The organism is Bacillus cereus, assembly GCF_002567495.1.
Classification (GTDB): domain Bacteria; phylum Bacillota; class Bacilli; order Bacillales; family Bacillaceae_G; genus Bacillus_A; species Bacillus_A cereus_AQ.
The window spans coordinates 74,571-91,038 of sequence record NZ_NVAP01000054.1 but is presented as its reverse complement, the minus strand read 5'-3'; the positions used below and the strand labels follow the sequence as shown (position 1 = coordinate 91,038).

The window sequence follows — 16,468 nt, the reverse complement described above, 5'->3', positions numbered from 1 at the left end:
TAATAGATTAGGAGTGTTATAGATGAATTATAGAAAACTTGCCAGTGCATTCATTACGTTCGGTCTCCTTTGTCCTTTATCAACAAAAGCTATTCATGCCCAAGAATTAGATAAAAATGAAATAAAAGTTGAAATTGCTCAGCCTGGTTTAACAATTGGAAAATTAACAGAACCTCAAAATGATACGAAAGAAAATATTGCAAAAAAGTATTTAAAAGGTGAGGTAAACGGGGCTAAAGCTCAACAAGAGCAAGTAACAACTGAAAAAAACGTAGATTTCCAACCTACAAATAAAGAAACAAAAGAAAATCAAACCGAAGTTCGCCTTGCACAAACATATAAAAACTATAAAGTATATGGCCAAGATCTCATTGTAAAAGTAGATAAAAATGGAGTGATCACAACTGTTAGTGGTAAAGTTGTTCAAAATTTAGATCAACAACCTAATCTTACTATAACAAATTTTTTGTCGAAAAATGAAGTAAAATCTAAATTACGCGATATAGTTCAAATTTCAAGTGATGCAGCTGAGACGGAATTCTCTAGCGAAACCGTTGTTTATAAGAAAAAAGATGGCTATTATACATTCGCAACTGTTATTACATTTACTTATGAAAACAATGAACAAATTATAAACGGAAATGCCATCGTTGATTTAAAAACTGGCGAATTACTTTTCCAAGAAAAATTCATCAAAAACAAAGAGAATAAGACTATAAATCAAGCAACATCACCTAGATTATCCCCTGCAAGTGAGCAAGGAATCGGGAAAAATGCTCTACAAGAAAACGTCTCTTTCAATATCGCCAAAGGGACTGATGGAAAATTTTATTTAGCTGATTTATCACGCGGAAATGGTATTTATATTTATAATGCAAACTACGCCGATTCTCTCGGTGGATATAGTCAAGCAGGTTACCCGGGAACACTAATTTCAAGTAGCACTCCTAATTTTGCAGATAAAGAAGCCGCGGGTGCTATGAAGAACATGAGTGATATTTATGATTACTTTAAGAAAGAACATAATCTAAAAAGTTATGACAATAAAGATTCAAAAGTTATTGCTAGTGTACACGGTTTTGATTCTACTGAAGTTAGTGATGGTATAAAAGAAGACTATGTAAATGCGTTTTGGCATCCCGCTTGGAACCAAATGGTATTTGGTGACGGTTTAAACGGGAAACTAACATCAGCTCTTGATGTAACAGCTCATGAATTTGGACATGCTGTATTCAGTGGCACTACCAAAAATAAAATTGTGAGATATCCAAGCGCTGAAACATCTGCACTAAACGAGGGATTAGCAGATTTCTGGGGTACACAAATCGAGTATTACGTAAAGAAAGATAAAGGAAATTGGATTATGGGCGATACATTAGGTGGCCTAACAATTCGTGACATCCCAAGGGAAATTGGTGACGGCGGTCATAAATTATATACAAATTTACAAGATTTCTATAACGATGGTAATAATCAAGAATCACACGTGAATTCTGGTATTATCAGCCACGTATTATATCAATTAGCTGAAGGTAAAACATATAACGGTGTTGCTGTTCAAAAACAAGGCAATGAAAAAGTAAGTAAAGTAGTTATGCGTACATTGCAAAATTACGCAACTTCCGCCGAAGACTTTGAATCACTTCAATCTCACATCGTACAAGCTGCAAAAGATCTATATGGCACTACCGTATCAAATGAATTTGCAAAAGCATTTGAAGCACATGGTTACAAAACGTTACAAAAAGTAAATAAGGTAATAGAAGTACAATAACAAAGAAGAAGTTTACCTCTTATAGGTAAACTTCTTCTTATATCCAGCCCTTTTCTTCCGCAATTGTAATTGCCTCAATTCTATTTTTTGCATCGAGCTTCGTTAATACTTCAGAAATATAATTACGTACTGTACCAGGTGAAAGATAAAGTGCTTTCGCAATTTCGTTTGCCGTCTTTCCTTCTTTCGCAAGTAACAATACCTCTTTTTCGCGATCTGATAACGGATTTTGCTCCTGCCATAAGCCGAACATTAAATCTTGAGAGACCTCTCGTTTCCCTTTCATTACATTACGAATTGCTGCCGCTAAATCTTCACTTGGGCTATCCTTTAACAAATAGCCGTGCACACCAGCTTTCATTGCTCTTTCAAAATACCCCGGCCGTGCAAATGTTGTTAAAATCATTACTTTACATGATGATTTTTCTTTCTTTAAAGTTTCAGCGACATCTAATCCACTTTGAATTGGCATTTCAATATCCATAATGCTTATGTCCGGTTTTAACGATTTAATTAATTTTAGCGCCTCTTCCCCATTCGCTGCTTGCCCAATTACTTCGATATCATCTTCTAGATCAAGTAGAGCCCCTAACGCACCACGAAGCATCCGCTGATCTTCTGCAATAATAATTCGAATCATGCCCTCACCTCATCTTTTCCTGTTCTAATAACAACTGGAACTTTTACTGTTAACAGCGTCCCTGGATTGATTGTATCTAGTTCAACAAATCCATCAATAAGAGCAATTCGTTCTTTCATGCCGCGGATACCATTTCCATCATGATTTTGATCCATTAAGCCAATTCCGTTATCTTCTACTTTCAAAATCAACTCACCTTGCGATTCTAATACAGAAACTGCGCACCGCGTTGCCTTACTATGTTTTACAACATTCGTAACAGCCTCACGTAAACACATCCCTACAATATTTTGTTCAATCGGCGATAACGAACTTGAGCTTGCTTCTTGCTTCACTTCTAATTCAATATTAGCTGCTTGTAAGATCGCTTTTATTTGCTCCAGCTCTTCTTCTACCGTAATCATACGCATATCAGAAATTAATTCTCTCAGCTGCTTTAAAGCTGTACGAGACGTTTGTGTAATTTCCTTTGCTTCCACACTTGCACGCTCTGGATTTTTCACAATTAACTTCTCAACGAGTTGGCTTTTTAAAGTAATGAGAGATAACGTATGCCCTAATGTGTCATGAAGATCCCTTGCAATTCGCTGGCGTTCCTCTCGCTTTACTAAATCTTTAATTTGTTCATTCGCTTCATTTAATTGATTTCTTAATATCTTTTTTTGATTAAAATTGCGCATCCCAAAAGGCGCAACAAGCATTAAAATAAGCATCGGTACAGTATTTATAAAGCTTGTAAATGAAAAACCCGCACCATATACAAATGTTATAAGCGTTACAACTAATAAGCCCAATAATATTCGAAATATTTTTTTCGTAGGTGCAAATGCTATGGCATTTGATGTGAAAAAACATAAAAAAATAAGATACGGACTATAAAAAAAGCTAAATACCAAGGCTATAACCATTTGCATACAAGCCCACATTGCGAACATTTTTGTAACAAAATACAACTGCCGGTATGCTAATACAAAAAGAATTAGCATGCCAGCCCCAAACATTAACCTTGATCCCTCCTCTTGTACAAGTGCATAAATCGGAAACGCTAAATACACAAGCCACATATACGGGAAGAAACCCATATGTTTCGGAAAAATCTCAATCCTCTTCTTCTCTATCATTTATACCGCTTCCTGTCTTTTTCTTATATATATTGATACTACAACAAATATAAGGAAATAACCTCCTAGTACCGCGATATTTTCCCAACCAACTGATTTTCCAGCTACAATATCCCATGCACCGCTTCCGAAGTGGTATGTCGGTGTCCATTCACCGATAGATCTTAATATTTTCGGGAATACTTCGATTGGCATCCATAGCCCACCAACTATAGCTAAACTCATATTTAAAATATTTGCTAATCCTGCTGCTGCGTCCGCCTTCTTAATGGAACCTATTACTGTTCCTAATGCCAAAAATGGTGTTACCCCTAACAATAACCATAATCCGGCACCAATCCATTGCCCTACTGTTAGCTCAACATGATTAATCAATATCCCTGCTATAAAAATAACTAAGATTGAAAAAGCATTCACCACTGTTTGGGCAATAATTTTAGCAGTTATATACGCACCCTCTGGAAGTGGTGTAATTTTCAAAAGATGTGTCCATCCTTGTCCTCTTTCCTGAGAAAGTCTCACACCGAAACTAAAAAGTGCAGTCCCTACAATACTGAAAGTTGCCATCGAAATTAAATAGTGTGCTTTCCACGCATCTCCATTTTGTGGTACTTGAACAACATTTGTGAAAATGTAGTAAAACATAACTGGCATTAATAATGAGAAAAAGATAAATAATTTATTACGGAACGTACGTAAAATTTCTATTTTGCATTGCATCCATAATGCTCTCATGCGATTTCCCCCTCCTGATTTGCGACGAACTGTTCAAATGCTTCATCAAGGCTTCCACGTTCAACTGAAACGTCTGTTACAGGTAAACTCCTTTGATAAATAGCTTGTAAAGTTGCATCCGTATCCTCCGTTGTTAAAGTGAAACGTCCTTCGTTTGACTGTACTTCTGTTACATTTGGTAATTCCTTTAGTAATTTTGTAGGAATGCTTTCCTTCGAGTAAAATGTGATTGTTTTTCGCGAAATCGTCGCTTTCATTTCGTCTGGTGTACCATTTGCGATAATCTTTCCGTTCGCAAATAATAAGATACGATTCGCTAAAGCATCTGCTTCTTCTAAATAATGCGTCGTTAAAATAATCGTTTTTCCTTCACTTGCTAACTTTCGAATTGTTTCCCAAAACGTTCTTCGAGACGTAATATCCATTCCAACTGTCGGCTCATCTAAAAATAGCAAATCCGGATTTCCTGCAAGCGCGAGCGCAAAGTTTAATCTTCTCTTTTGCCCACCTGATAATTTTTCACATCTTTGCTTTCGCTCTGATTCTAAGTTTGATAACTGTAGTAACGTTTCTTTCGCTACTGGATTTGTATAATAACTACGGAATAACTCAATTGCCTCTTCCACTGTGATGCTATCAATGACACTTACTTCTTGTAACATTGCACCAAGGCTATTACGAACATTTCTATGCTTTGGACTTTTTCCAAATATAGAGACCGTACCTTCCGTTGGGTCCTTTAATCCAAGCATCATTGACATCGTCGTTGTTTTACCCGCACCATTCGGACCAAGCAACGCTACGATTTCCCCTTTATTTACATGAAATGAAACGTTATTTACTGCTTTTTTATGTTTAAATGTTTTAGAAACATCATTTACTTCAATAATCTTTTCCATCTCTCCACCCCCGCTGTTTCTTATATTTACATTGTATTACTTGGAAAACTTAGGAAACAGTATGATGCGTCATGACATCGATATGACAATTGTCATGTATTCTTTATGAGAGGAATCAATCCGCATACTGCAAGCGAGTAGCAGGACGAAAATAAACATGATACAATCGGGTAAGATATATATTCGAGGAAGGACAGTGGTTTTCATGATTATTCGTAATGAACAAGATTTAGAAGGCTTACGAAAAATCGGCCGCATCGTTGCGCTTGCACGTGAAGAAATGAAAAAAGAAGCGAAGCCAGGTATGACAACGAAAGAGCTTGATTTGATCGGTAAAAAAGTATTAGATGAGCATGGTGCTATTTCTGCACCTGAAAAAGAATATGATTTTCCAGGTGTAACTTGCATTAGTGTAAACGAAGAAGTTGCTCACGGTATTCCAGGAGATCGTGTATTAAAAGAAGGCGACTTAGTAAACGTCGACGTATCTGCTGCACTTGATGGTTATTATGCGGATACAGGTATTTCCTTTGTACTTGGAGAAGACGAAGCAAAAGAGAAGCTTTGCCAAGCAGCAGTTGATGCATTTTGGGCAGCAATGAAAAAGGTGAAAGCTGGCTCAAAACAAAATCAAATTGGTCGTGCCGTTTCAAACTTCGCACATAAAAGTGGATACAATGTTATTCAAAACTTAACTGGTCACGGCATTGGTCTTAGCTTACATGAAGCACCAAACCACATTTTAAGCTATTATGATCCAATGGATAATGCGCTTCTAAAAGACGGTCTTGTTATCGCTGTAGAACCATTCATCTCTATGAAAGCTGATCATATTATTGAGCGCGGTGACGATGGTTGGACATTCGTTACACCTGATAAAAGTCTTGTTGCACAATGTGAACATACCGTTGTCGTAACACGTGGTGAACCAATAATCTTAACAGAAATCTAATACAAAAAAACGGCTGTTTTGTAGAGTTATTCCACATAAAAACAGCCGTTTTTTAATTTTTGGAAAATATGTTAACCATTGTTGAACTCTTTATCATTTAAGTATATAATCTTTAGCGGAGGTTATTCATGATATCTTCAAGAGAAGATATCACTATTACCAAAAGGGATAACTTCTTTTTTATTATGTAAAACAGCTTCAAAAATGACCGCAGTAATGATTTAGTCGAATATTATAAATACCTTATATTATACTAAATCCAAAAGGAACTGTACCATCTTAACTTCGGTCCACAAATTGTACAGCTCTCTAGGCAAAAAGTTAATTTTCATAAATGTAATAAATGAACTTCCTAAGATACAATTATTTCAATTCCATATTACATAAATGAATATTTTCAAAGTACATATTGTCTTTAACCTAACCAAAATCAACCCTATCAGATTTTTTCCACACAACTTTAAAGCAAATACAAACTTTCAACTTGGGATACATTACTTTGGTTAGCATGTATCGTAAAACTTACCTTTATAACTATTCAGTTCATAACACATTCACAAGAAAATACTCGTGTATATAAAGGTCTGATATCGTTCCTTTTATCAGTATGCTTTCGACATTTTTTGTCGAACTATGTATATTCCAGATTTTTACGTTACATTATATATGCCTTTGATTTAGCGTCTATTCTGTCAGAGAACGTACATAGAAACGGAGGGATAGTAGAAACAAATACTTTATAACAATTAACTTTTTTTATATTCCATTTGTTCATGTGGCATATATTCCTCAGTGAACAAATGCATGTTCAAAGGAGGCAAAATGAAAAAACTTTTCAATATATGTTTAATTGTATTTGTACTATTTTCACAGTTTATTAGTTTCCCGTACAATCAAGCAAAAGCTGAGACTTTAAAGGAAACTTCATTATTTGACACTGTTGAAATGAAAGATGCAACAGATCATATTATTGACGAAGCAAAAAATCCTAACAACTTAATAAAGATAGGATCAACCATTCAAGTAGAATACGCTTGGTCAATAAAAGATCAACAAGTTGTACATGCAAACGATACAGCAGTAATTCAAATACCACTTGCATTAAAAATATCTAAAGACTTGCAAGGAGATTTAGTAACAGATCAAAAAAATATTGGTCAATATTTTATAACAGCTAAAGATAATAAATTAAAACTAATATTTAATGATCAAGTAGAAAAGCCGAAAGATGCTAAAGGAAAAATTAAAATTGATACTGTCTTTAACCCAACTTTAAAAACTGGAGAAAAATCAGTTCAAATCGCTTTTCCTTTAGGAACACTGGTTCAGTCTATATCGGTTCCTGTTCAAGTAGAAAAGCCGAAAGAAGATGGCACCAAACAGGATACTAATAAACAAGCACAAGATCCAGCAGCTAAACCTGTTACTGACAATCCGGAACAAAACCCAGCAACTAAACCTGTTACTGATAATCTAGAACAAAATTCAGCAACTAAACCTGCTACTGACAATCCGGAACAAAACCCAGCAACTAAACCTGCTACTGACAATCTGGAACAAAACCCAGCAACTAAACCTGCTACTGACAATCTGGAACAAAATCCAGCAACTAAACCTGCTACTGACAATCCGGAACAAAATCCAGCAACTAAACCTGCTACTGACAATCCGGAACAAAAGCTAGCAAGCGACCCTGCTGAGAATACAAATTCAGGTCCAAAGCAAATAACAACAAACATTTTAACGGGCGTAAAGTTAACGGACAAAGATGGAAAACCATTTACAGAGGATAATCGTCCAAGTACAGATTCCCCTGCCAACATTGAGTTTACATGGGAACTTTTAAACTCGATGAATGTTAAAAGTGGAGATTACTATATTTTTGATCTTCCTAAACATTTTAAGATTTACAACACAATTAACAGTCCTTTATATGATAATGAAAACCACCCTATTGGGAACTTTACTGTTACAAAAGACGGCAAAGTCACAATGACATTCAACGATTATGCTGAAAAACATCCAGATCTTGTTGGTAACCTAAAATTAAAGACAGAATTTAATAAAGCTGAAATTAAAGGTACAACAACACAAGAAATTCCTTTCCCAATTAAAGATAAAGATGTTTCTATTACAGTGGACTTTAAGCCTAATGTACAAACAGCCACGAATAAAAAAGGGTTACCCGATAGACCAATTAATACAAATGAGATTAATTGGACAGTAGAGATGAATAAAACGAAAGACACTCTTAAAAACGCTGTTTTTAAAGATAACATCCCACAAGGTACAAGCTTAAATAAAGATTCTATTAAAGTTTATTATTTAGAAGTTGATGTTAACGGAAATGTAACACGTGGTAAAGAAGCTGAACCAGCAGATTATAAGATTATTTCATCAGATGGTTCAAAACTGGAGATTGCTTTTAAAGATAGCATCAATAAAGCATATCAAATTGAATATGCCACAAAAATTACTGACGAAAATATTAAAAATTTCCAAAATAACGTTACGATAACGAGTGATAATCAAAAGCAACAAAACGCAAGCTCTACTGTAACGGTTTCTCGTGGTACACATTTAAACAAAACAAGTAAATATGATCCAAAAACGCAAACAATTGAGTGGACAATTACTTACAATGGTGATCAAAGAGAGATCAAAAAAACAGATGCGATTTTAAAAGATATTTTTGATGATACACATGAACTAGATGCAAATTCTATCGTTGTGAAAAACGCTTCATATAATGAAAGAGGAAAGCTTGTAACAGGAGACGCTGTTAATAATTACACTGTAAGTAACAAGAAGAATGGATTCGATTTACAGTTTAATGAGGATATTAATAGTGCTTATGTAATTACCTATAAAACCAAGCCAACTAATAAAGTTATAGAAGATGGAAAAGTAAAAAATAAAGTTACGGCTGATAATAATTCAAGTAAAGAAAATGAAGCTAGCTTCAAGCAGCAAAACATTATTAAATCTAATAATAAAGCTGAAACAAATTATAAAGACAAAACAACAACTTGGACAATTATAGTAAATAATAACAACTATCCATTAAACAACGCGATCATTACCGATACCTTTGATCATGGTGGATTACAATTAAAAGATAAGAAACTAGAAATTAAAGACGGAGATTATACCCTTCAAGCTGGGACTGACTACGTTTTAGATGTAACCGATAAAGGTTTCAAAATTACCCTTATAGGTACATATCAGTCTAATATGACAAAGACATTAGTCGTAAAATATACGACAGACTTTGATTATACAAAATTAGAAAGTGGTAAAACTTCATTTAAAAATACAGGTAACCTATCTTGGATAGATACGGATTCTAATCCACAATCAAATAAAGTTGAAGCTAATTTTGATCCTGATGCTTTCACAAAGGCAAATGGTTATAAATACGGTTCTTATAACGCCCAAACGAAGGAAATTACTTGGATAATAGGCTTTAACTATAATAATGTTGAGATTAAAGATCCTTATGTTATAGACGTAATACAAGATAAACAAAAGCTAGTGCCAGGATCCATTGAAGTGCGCGATATGATTTTAAATGGAAGTCCTGATAATGCACAACCTGGTAATGCTGTACCAACTGAGAAATATGAACTTGAAGAACCTACAGAGAAAAATAAAAACACCCTAAAGGTTCATTTCAAGCAATCAATTAATTCACCTTACTATATAATCTTTAAAACAAGCCTTGATGGTGAACTTATCCAAGGCACCTACAAAAACGAGGCAGATTTAAAAGATGGCTCTACAATTGTTAACACTCTTAAAGGTGACACTCAAGTAAATAAAGGTGGCAGCTTTGTCACAAAAAAAGCTGTACAAGATGACAACTACATTAATTGGAGTATTGCAATTAATGAAAGCCAATCAACCATTGCAGACGCAGTTGTAACAGACGATCCAACAGACAATCAAGTACTTGTGGAAGATTCATTCCACTTATATCCTACAACTGTCGATTACTATGGAAATGTAACAAAAGATACAGCAAACGAATTAAAAGAAGGAACAGACTATAAACTCAAAATAACAACAGACAATAATACCGGAAAGCAACATTTCGAAATTGCCTTCTTGAAAAAAATTGATCGAGCTTATATTTTAGAATATCGTTCACTTATTAATGCAGACGATAAAGAAAAAGTAAGTAATAAGGCGAAAATTGCAGGCAATAAGTTAACGGTAAAGAATACAGAAACTACCGAAACGATTGAAGTACGAATGTCTTCCGGTTCGGGCGGAGGATCTGCTACTCAAGGTCGTGGAAACCTTGAAATTATAAAGGTAGATAACGACAATAAGAACGCTCTATTAGCTGGGGCAGAATTTACTTTATACGATCGTACAGGTAAAACTGTTATCCGTAAAATCACAACAGACAAAGACGGTATCGCTAAATTTAATAACTTAAAACGCGATAAATATTTATTAAAAGAAACAAAAGCTCCTGAAGGCTATGTAATTAGCTGGGATTTAAAACAAGGGAGAATTGTTGAACTTGGTAAGCAAGAGACTACAACATATACACTTATAAATAAGAAGTTTGTCGGGAAAGTAGTTTTAACAAAGTCTGATGACCTGAATAAAAATGCAACACTACAAGGTGCCGTTTTCACACTACTAGATAAAGACAAAAAAGTAATTCCAGAACACAAGGAATTAACAACAAATAATAACGGACAAATTATTATAGATAAACTAAAACCAGGAACTTACTACTTACAAGAAACGAAGGCTCCTGAGCATTATCAATTAGATAGCAAACTAATTCCGTTTACTATTTCTGAAGATCAAACAACAGTAGTAAACCTAACTGCGACAAATAGTTTAACTAAAGGATCTGCTCTTTTAACAAAAGTGGATAATTATAATAAAACTTTAGCAGGAGCAGAGTTTACTGTTCAGGATCGCAACGGAAAAAATATTCCTGGATATGAAAAATTAACAACAAATGAACATGGACAAATAGAAGCAAAAGATTTACGTCCGGGTAAATACCAGTTTGTCGAAACAAAAGCTCCTGAGCATTATGAATTAGACAAAACGCCTATTCTATTTGAAATAGAAAAAAGCCAAACTACAGCCGCTTCTGTTACAGCAAAAAACGCTTTAATTAAAGGTGGCGTTACGTTAACAAAAGTGGATGATATTGATGGCACTACCCTTGAAGGTGCGGTATTCAACATTGTTAACGACAAAAATGAAAATGTCCGTACAAACTTAAAAACAGAAAAGGATGGAACTTTAACCGTTAAAGATTTAGATCCTGGTGATTATCAATTTATTGAAACAACACCACCTAAATACTATGACTTAAATAAAGAACCAATTCCGTTTACAATCGAGAAAAGTCAAACAAGCATTATCTCCATTACTGCAAAAAACAGTTTAACAACAGGTGCTGTTGAGCTATTAAAAGTCGACGAATTTGATAAAAAGACTCCTCTTGCTGGAGCTATATTCAAAATCGTGAATGACAAGAACGAAGACGTTCGTACAGAATTAACTACCGATACAAACGGAACTGTTAAAGCTTCAGACTTACGTCCAGGCAAATACAAATTTATTGAAACGAAAGCTCCTGAACATTATGAACTGCGATCAACACCAATTGAATTTACAATTGAGAAAGGTCAAAAAACACCGATTGTTATTACAGCTGAAAATGGTCTACTACCAGGCGATGTTGAACTAACAAAACTCGATGATACTGATGGCACTGCACTTACAGGTGCCGTATTCAAAATTGTTAATAATAAAAATGAAGATGTCCGTACAGAGTTAGTTACGAATCAGGAAGGTAAAATTATTGCTACTGGTTTACGTCCAGGTAACTATAAATTTATCGAAATGAAAGCTCCTGAGCATTATGCCTTAAATAAAACACCGATTGAATTTACAATTAAGGAGAGCCAAGCGACTGCTATTAACGTTACAGCTACTAATAGCTTAATAAAAGGCGGTATTGAATTAACAAAAGTTGATTCTGTAAATGCTAAGGAAACCCTTGAAGGTGCAGTATTTAAAATTGTTAATGACAAAGGTGAGGATGTTCGTACGGAACTTACTACTGATAAAGACGGTAAATTAGTGGTTCAAGACTTACGTCCGGGTAATTATAAGCTAATCGAGACGAAGGCTCCTACTTATTACGATGTAAATGAAGAACCAATCGAATTTACGATTGAAAAGAGCCAACAAAAACTCATCCCTATTACTTTCAAAAATAATTTAACGAAAGGAAAAGTTAAATTAATTAAAGAAGATGACGTGGAGAGCGCGAAAGCTCTTGCCGGCGCTGTATTCACATTACAAGACGCAACTGGCAAAGAAATTATGAACGATTTAACAACAGATGCATACGGAGTATTAGTCATCCCTGATTTAGCACCAGGCGATTATCAATTTATTGAAGTGAAAGCTCCTGAACATTATAAATTAGATCAAACACCTATTAAGTTCACAATTAAAAAAGGTAGCAAGGAAGATCTTCCTGTCCCTGTCATTGTAAAAAACAGTTTACTTACAGGTGGCGTCACTTTAACAAAAGTTGATGACGTTGACGGCACTACTCTTGAAGGTGCAGAATTTATAATTGTTGATGCTCATGACACTAAAAAGGTAATTCGCAAAGGTTTAACGACTGATAAACACGGTAAAATTACTGCTTCTGATTTACGTCCTGGAGACTATCAATTTGTTGAAGTAAAAGCTCCAAAAGACTATACGTTAAGTAAAGATTCTATTCCGTTCACGATCGGAAAGAGTCAACAAGAAAACATTACTGTTACTGCTACTAACAGCTTAAAGAAAGGTGCAGTCACTTTAACAAAAATTGATGACATCGATCGTACAATGCTCAAAGGTGCAATCTTTAAGATTGTGGATATGAACGGTAACGAAGTTCATACAAATCTTGTTACAGATAAAAATGGAAAAATCTCTGTTTCTGATTTACGCCCTGGAGACTATCAGTTCATTGAAACAAAAGCTCCTGAGCACTATGTATTAGACGAAACACCGATTCCATTTACAATTGAAAGAAGTCAAACGAAAGAAATCAATGTTACAGGTAAAAACACTTTGAAAAAAGGTAGCGTTGAACTAACAAAGATTGACGATATTGATGTAAATACAAAACTTGCTAACGCCGTATTTAATTTATTGGATGCAGACGGAGAGCTAGTTAAAGAAGGCTTAAAAACAAATAATGAAGGGAAAATTGTTGTTGAAAACCTACGTCCTGGTACGTATCAATTCGTTGAGACAACAGCCCCTGAACATTATGATTTAGATGCAAAACCTATCATATTTACAATTAAGAAAAGCCAAGTTGAAACTCTTCATGTTACTGCTACAAACGCTTTAACAAAGGGTGCAGTTGAACTTTCTAAAACAGATGATGTTGATGGCACTTCTCTTGTAGGTGCAGTATTTAAAATTGTTAATATGAATGGTGATGTAATTCATAAAGACCTTGTTACAAATGAGCAAGGGAAAATCGAAGTTAAAGACCTACGTCCTGGTGAGTACCAATTCATCGAAACGAAAGCTCCGAAGCATTACGTTTTAGATGAAACTCCTATTAGTTTCACTATAGAAAAAGGACAGAAAAAAGCTATTTCTTTAACTGCTAAAAATAGCTTACAACAAGGTAGTATCGAACTACTTAAAGTCGATGATCTAAACAATCAAACAAAACTTGCCGATGCGGTATTTAATTTACTAGATCAAAATGGCAAAGTACTTAAAACAGATTTAAAAACAAACAGTGAAGGTAAAATCGTTGTCGAAAACCTACGTCCTGGTACGTATCAATTCGTTGAAACAACGGCTCCTGAACACTATGATTTAGACAAAAAGCCAATTATATTTACAATTGAAAAAAGCCAGAAAGATATTGCTACCGTTACTATGAAAAATAGTTTAACAAAAGGCGGCGTGGAACTTTCTAAAGTGGATGATGTCGATGGCACTACTCTTGAAGGCGCAGTATTTAAAATTGTGGATATGAATGGCACTGTAATTCGCAAAGATCTTGTTACGAATCAACAAGGTAAAATTAACGTTTCTGACCTACGTCCTGGTGATTATCAATTCATCGAGACAACGGCTCCGAAACACTACGATTTAAATAAAGAGCCAATTCCATTCACAATCACAAAAAGCCAAGCTGGCCCTATCTCTGTTACAGCTACAAATAGCTTAACGAAAGGCGCTGTTGAGCTGTCTAAAGCGGATGATGTCGATGGTACCGCTCTTAAAGATGCAGTATTTAAAATTACTGATATAAATGGTAACGACATTCGCACTGAGCTTACAACAGATGTACATGGAAAAATTTCCGTTTCTGATTTACGTCCTGGGGACTATCAGTTTGTTGAAACGAAAGCTCCTGAACACTATAAATTAGATAGTACACCTATTAAGTTTACAATTAAGAAAAGCCAAAAAGAAAAGTTCCAAGTTACTGCTACAAATAGCTTAACTGAGGGTTCTGTAGAATTAATAAAAGTGGATGATATAAATCCAGATACAAAACTTTCTGATGCAGTGTTTAACATCGTCGATGCGAAAGGTAAAATTGTTCGTTCTGATTTAACTACTGATAAAGATGGTAAGATTTCTGCTACGAATTTACGCCCAGGAGACTATCAATTCATTGAAACAAAAGCTCCTAAGCATTACGATTTAAATAAAACACCTATTGATTTCACTATCGAGAAAAGCCAACTAACTCACGTTTCTGTTACTGCCAAGAATGGCCTAACAAAAGGTGGCGTGGAATTAACGAAAGTTGACTCTATAGATAAGAAAGAAATGCTAGAAGGTGCGGTATTTAAAATTACTGATATGAATGGTAACGACATTCGCACGAATTTAGTTACAAATAAAGATGGTAAAATCATCGCTAAAGACTTACAACCAGGAGACTATCAATTTATTGAGACGAAAGCTCCGAAACATTACGACTTAAATGAAGAACCACTTAAGTTCACAATTGAAAGAAGTCAAACAAAGCACGTCTTCGTTACAGCTATTAATAGCTTAACAAAAGGTAGTGTGGAGTTAATTAAAGTAGATGATATTGAACAAAACACAACACTTGAAGGCGCAGTATTTAAAATTGTTAACAAGGATGGACACGACGTCCGTACCGATTTAACTACTGATAAAAATGGCCGTTTAGTCGTTGATGAATTACCACCAGGAGACTATGAGTTTATCGAAACAAAAGCTCCTGAACACTATGACTTAAACGAAACACCTATTAAGTTCACAGTTAAAAAAGGCCAAGAAAAAATTGCCTCTGTTACTGCTACGAATAGCTTAACGAAAGGTGCAGTTGAATTAACTAAAGTCGATGATATCGATGGCACTACTCTTGAAGGAGCTATCTTTAAAATTGTGGATATGGACGGCAAAGATGTTCGTTCTGATTTAACTACTGATAAAGATGGTAAGATTTCTGTTTCTGATTTACATCCGGGAGATTATCAGTTCATTGAAACGAAAGCTCCAACTGGCTATGATTTAAACGTTAAACCAATTCCTTTCACAATTATGAAAGGACAATCTCAGGTTACCTCTGTTACAGCTTTAAATAGTTTAACAACAGGTTCTATTGAGTTAACTAAAGTTGATATTGATCACCATGGAACACTTGAAGGTGCCATTTTCAATATTTTAGACCAAGATGGAAAAGTTATCCGAGAAGGTTTAAAAACAGACCAACACGGAAAAATCATCGTAAATGATTTGAAGCCTGGTAATTATCAATTAGTAGAAACAAAGGCTCCTAAAGGCTATCAATTAGATGCATCATCAATAAACTTTACAATTGATAAAGCCCAAGCTACGCCACTACAAATTACAGTTTCAAATAAAAAGATTGAATCTTCGTCAGGTGGAGATGACAAGCCAGTTACTCCTCCAAATAAAGAAGAAAACAAAGGCAATGAAACATCTGAGAAACACGAAAACGGAACTTCTGAAGAACAAAGTAATGAAACGCCTGAGAAACAAGGCAACGGAACTTCCGAAGGAACATCAAATAAAACAGATAACAAACAGCAAGATGATCGAAATACGGATAAACACCTTCCAAATACAGGTCATAAAGAAGATCCTACACAAACAGTAGGTATTGTTCTTCTACTAGCTGGATTGTTAAGTATTTTAGCTACAAAACGCAAAAAACATTATTAATAATTTTTTCACATCCAATCAATCTCTCAATTGATTGGATGTTTTTTTATACAAAAAGGACGATACATAAAGTATCGTCCTTTTAACGGGGTGAGGCTGCCCAAA

At 34.9% G+C, this 16,468-nt stretch carries 7 protein-coding genes; 3 read left to right on the top strand and 4 right to left on the bottom strand.

Going from position 1 to position 16,468, the window contains the following annotated elements:
• Positions 1-22 precede the first annotated feature (22 nt).
• The gene (locus COK05_RS25935; protein ID WP_098614842.1) at positions 23-1,774 is read left to right on the top strand and encodes a M4 family metallopeptidase; all 1,752 of its coding nucleotides are present in this window, start codon (positions 23-25) and stop codon (positions 1,772-1,774) included.
• A gap of 37 nt (positions 1,775-1,811) precedes the next feature.
• Here COK05_RS25935 and COK05_RS25930 read toward each other — a convergent pair whose 3' ends face one another.
• Genes COK05_RS25930 through COK05_RS25915 form a run of 4 tightly spaced genes read right to left on the bottom strand, consistent with a single transcriptional unit; the run spans position 1,812 to position 5,169 of the window.
• On the bottom strand, positions 1,812-2,414 hold the full coding sequence (locus COK05_RS25930) for a response regulator transcription factor (protein ID WP_098614841.1): 603 nt from the start codon (positions 2,412-2,414) through the stop codon (positions 1,812-1,814).
• Complete coding sequence (locus COK05_RS25925) at positions 2,411-3,535, bottom strand: sensor histidine kinase (RefSeq protein ID WP_098614840.1); 1,125 nt, start codon at positions 3,533-3,535, stop codon at positions 2,411-2,413. The genes COK05_RS25930 and COK05_RS25925 overlap by 4 nt, the downstream gene beginning before the upstream one ends.
• Positions 3,536-4,270: an ABC transporter permease gene (locus COK05_RS25920; protein ID WP_098614839.1), complete on the bottom strand. Its 735-nt coding sequence runs from the start codon at positions 4,268-4,270 to the stop codon at positions 3,536-3,538.
• Entirely contained in the window at positions 4,267-5,169 is a 903-nt protein-coding gene (locus COK05_RS25915; protein ID WP_098614838.1) for an ABC transporter ATP-binding protein, read from the bottom strand. The genes COK05_RS25920 and COK05_RS25915 overlap by 4 nt, the downstream gene beginning before the upstream one ends.
• A 157-nt stretch (positions 5,170-5,326) precedes the next feature.
• Here COK05_RS25915 and map point away from each other — a divergent pair, with 157 nt between their 5' ends.
• Positions 5,327-6,121 carry a type I methionyl aminopeptidase gene (gene map, locus COK05_RS25910; RefSeq protein WP_016079625.1) on the top strand — a complete coding sequence of 265 codons (795 nt, stop codon included), beginning with the start codon at positions 5,327-5,329 and terminating at the stop codon, positions 6,119-6,121.
• Between the two features lie 822 nt (positions 6,122-6,943).
• Entirely contained in the window at positions 6,944-16,363 is a 9,420-nt protein-coding gene (locus COK05_RS25905) for a SpaA isopeptide-forming pilin-related protein (protein WP_141539258.1), read from the top strand.
• Positions 16,364-16,468: the final 105 nt, after the last annotated feature.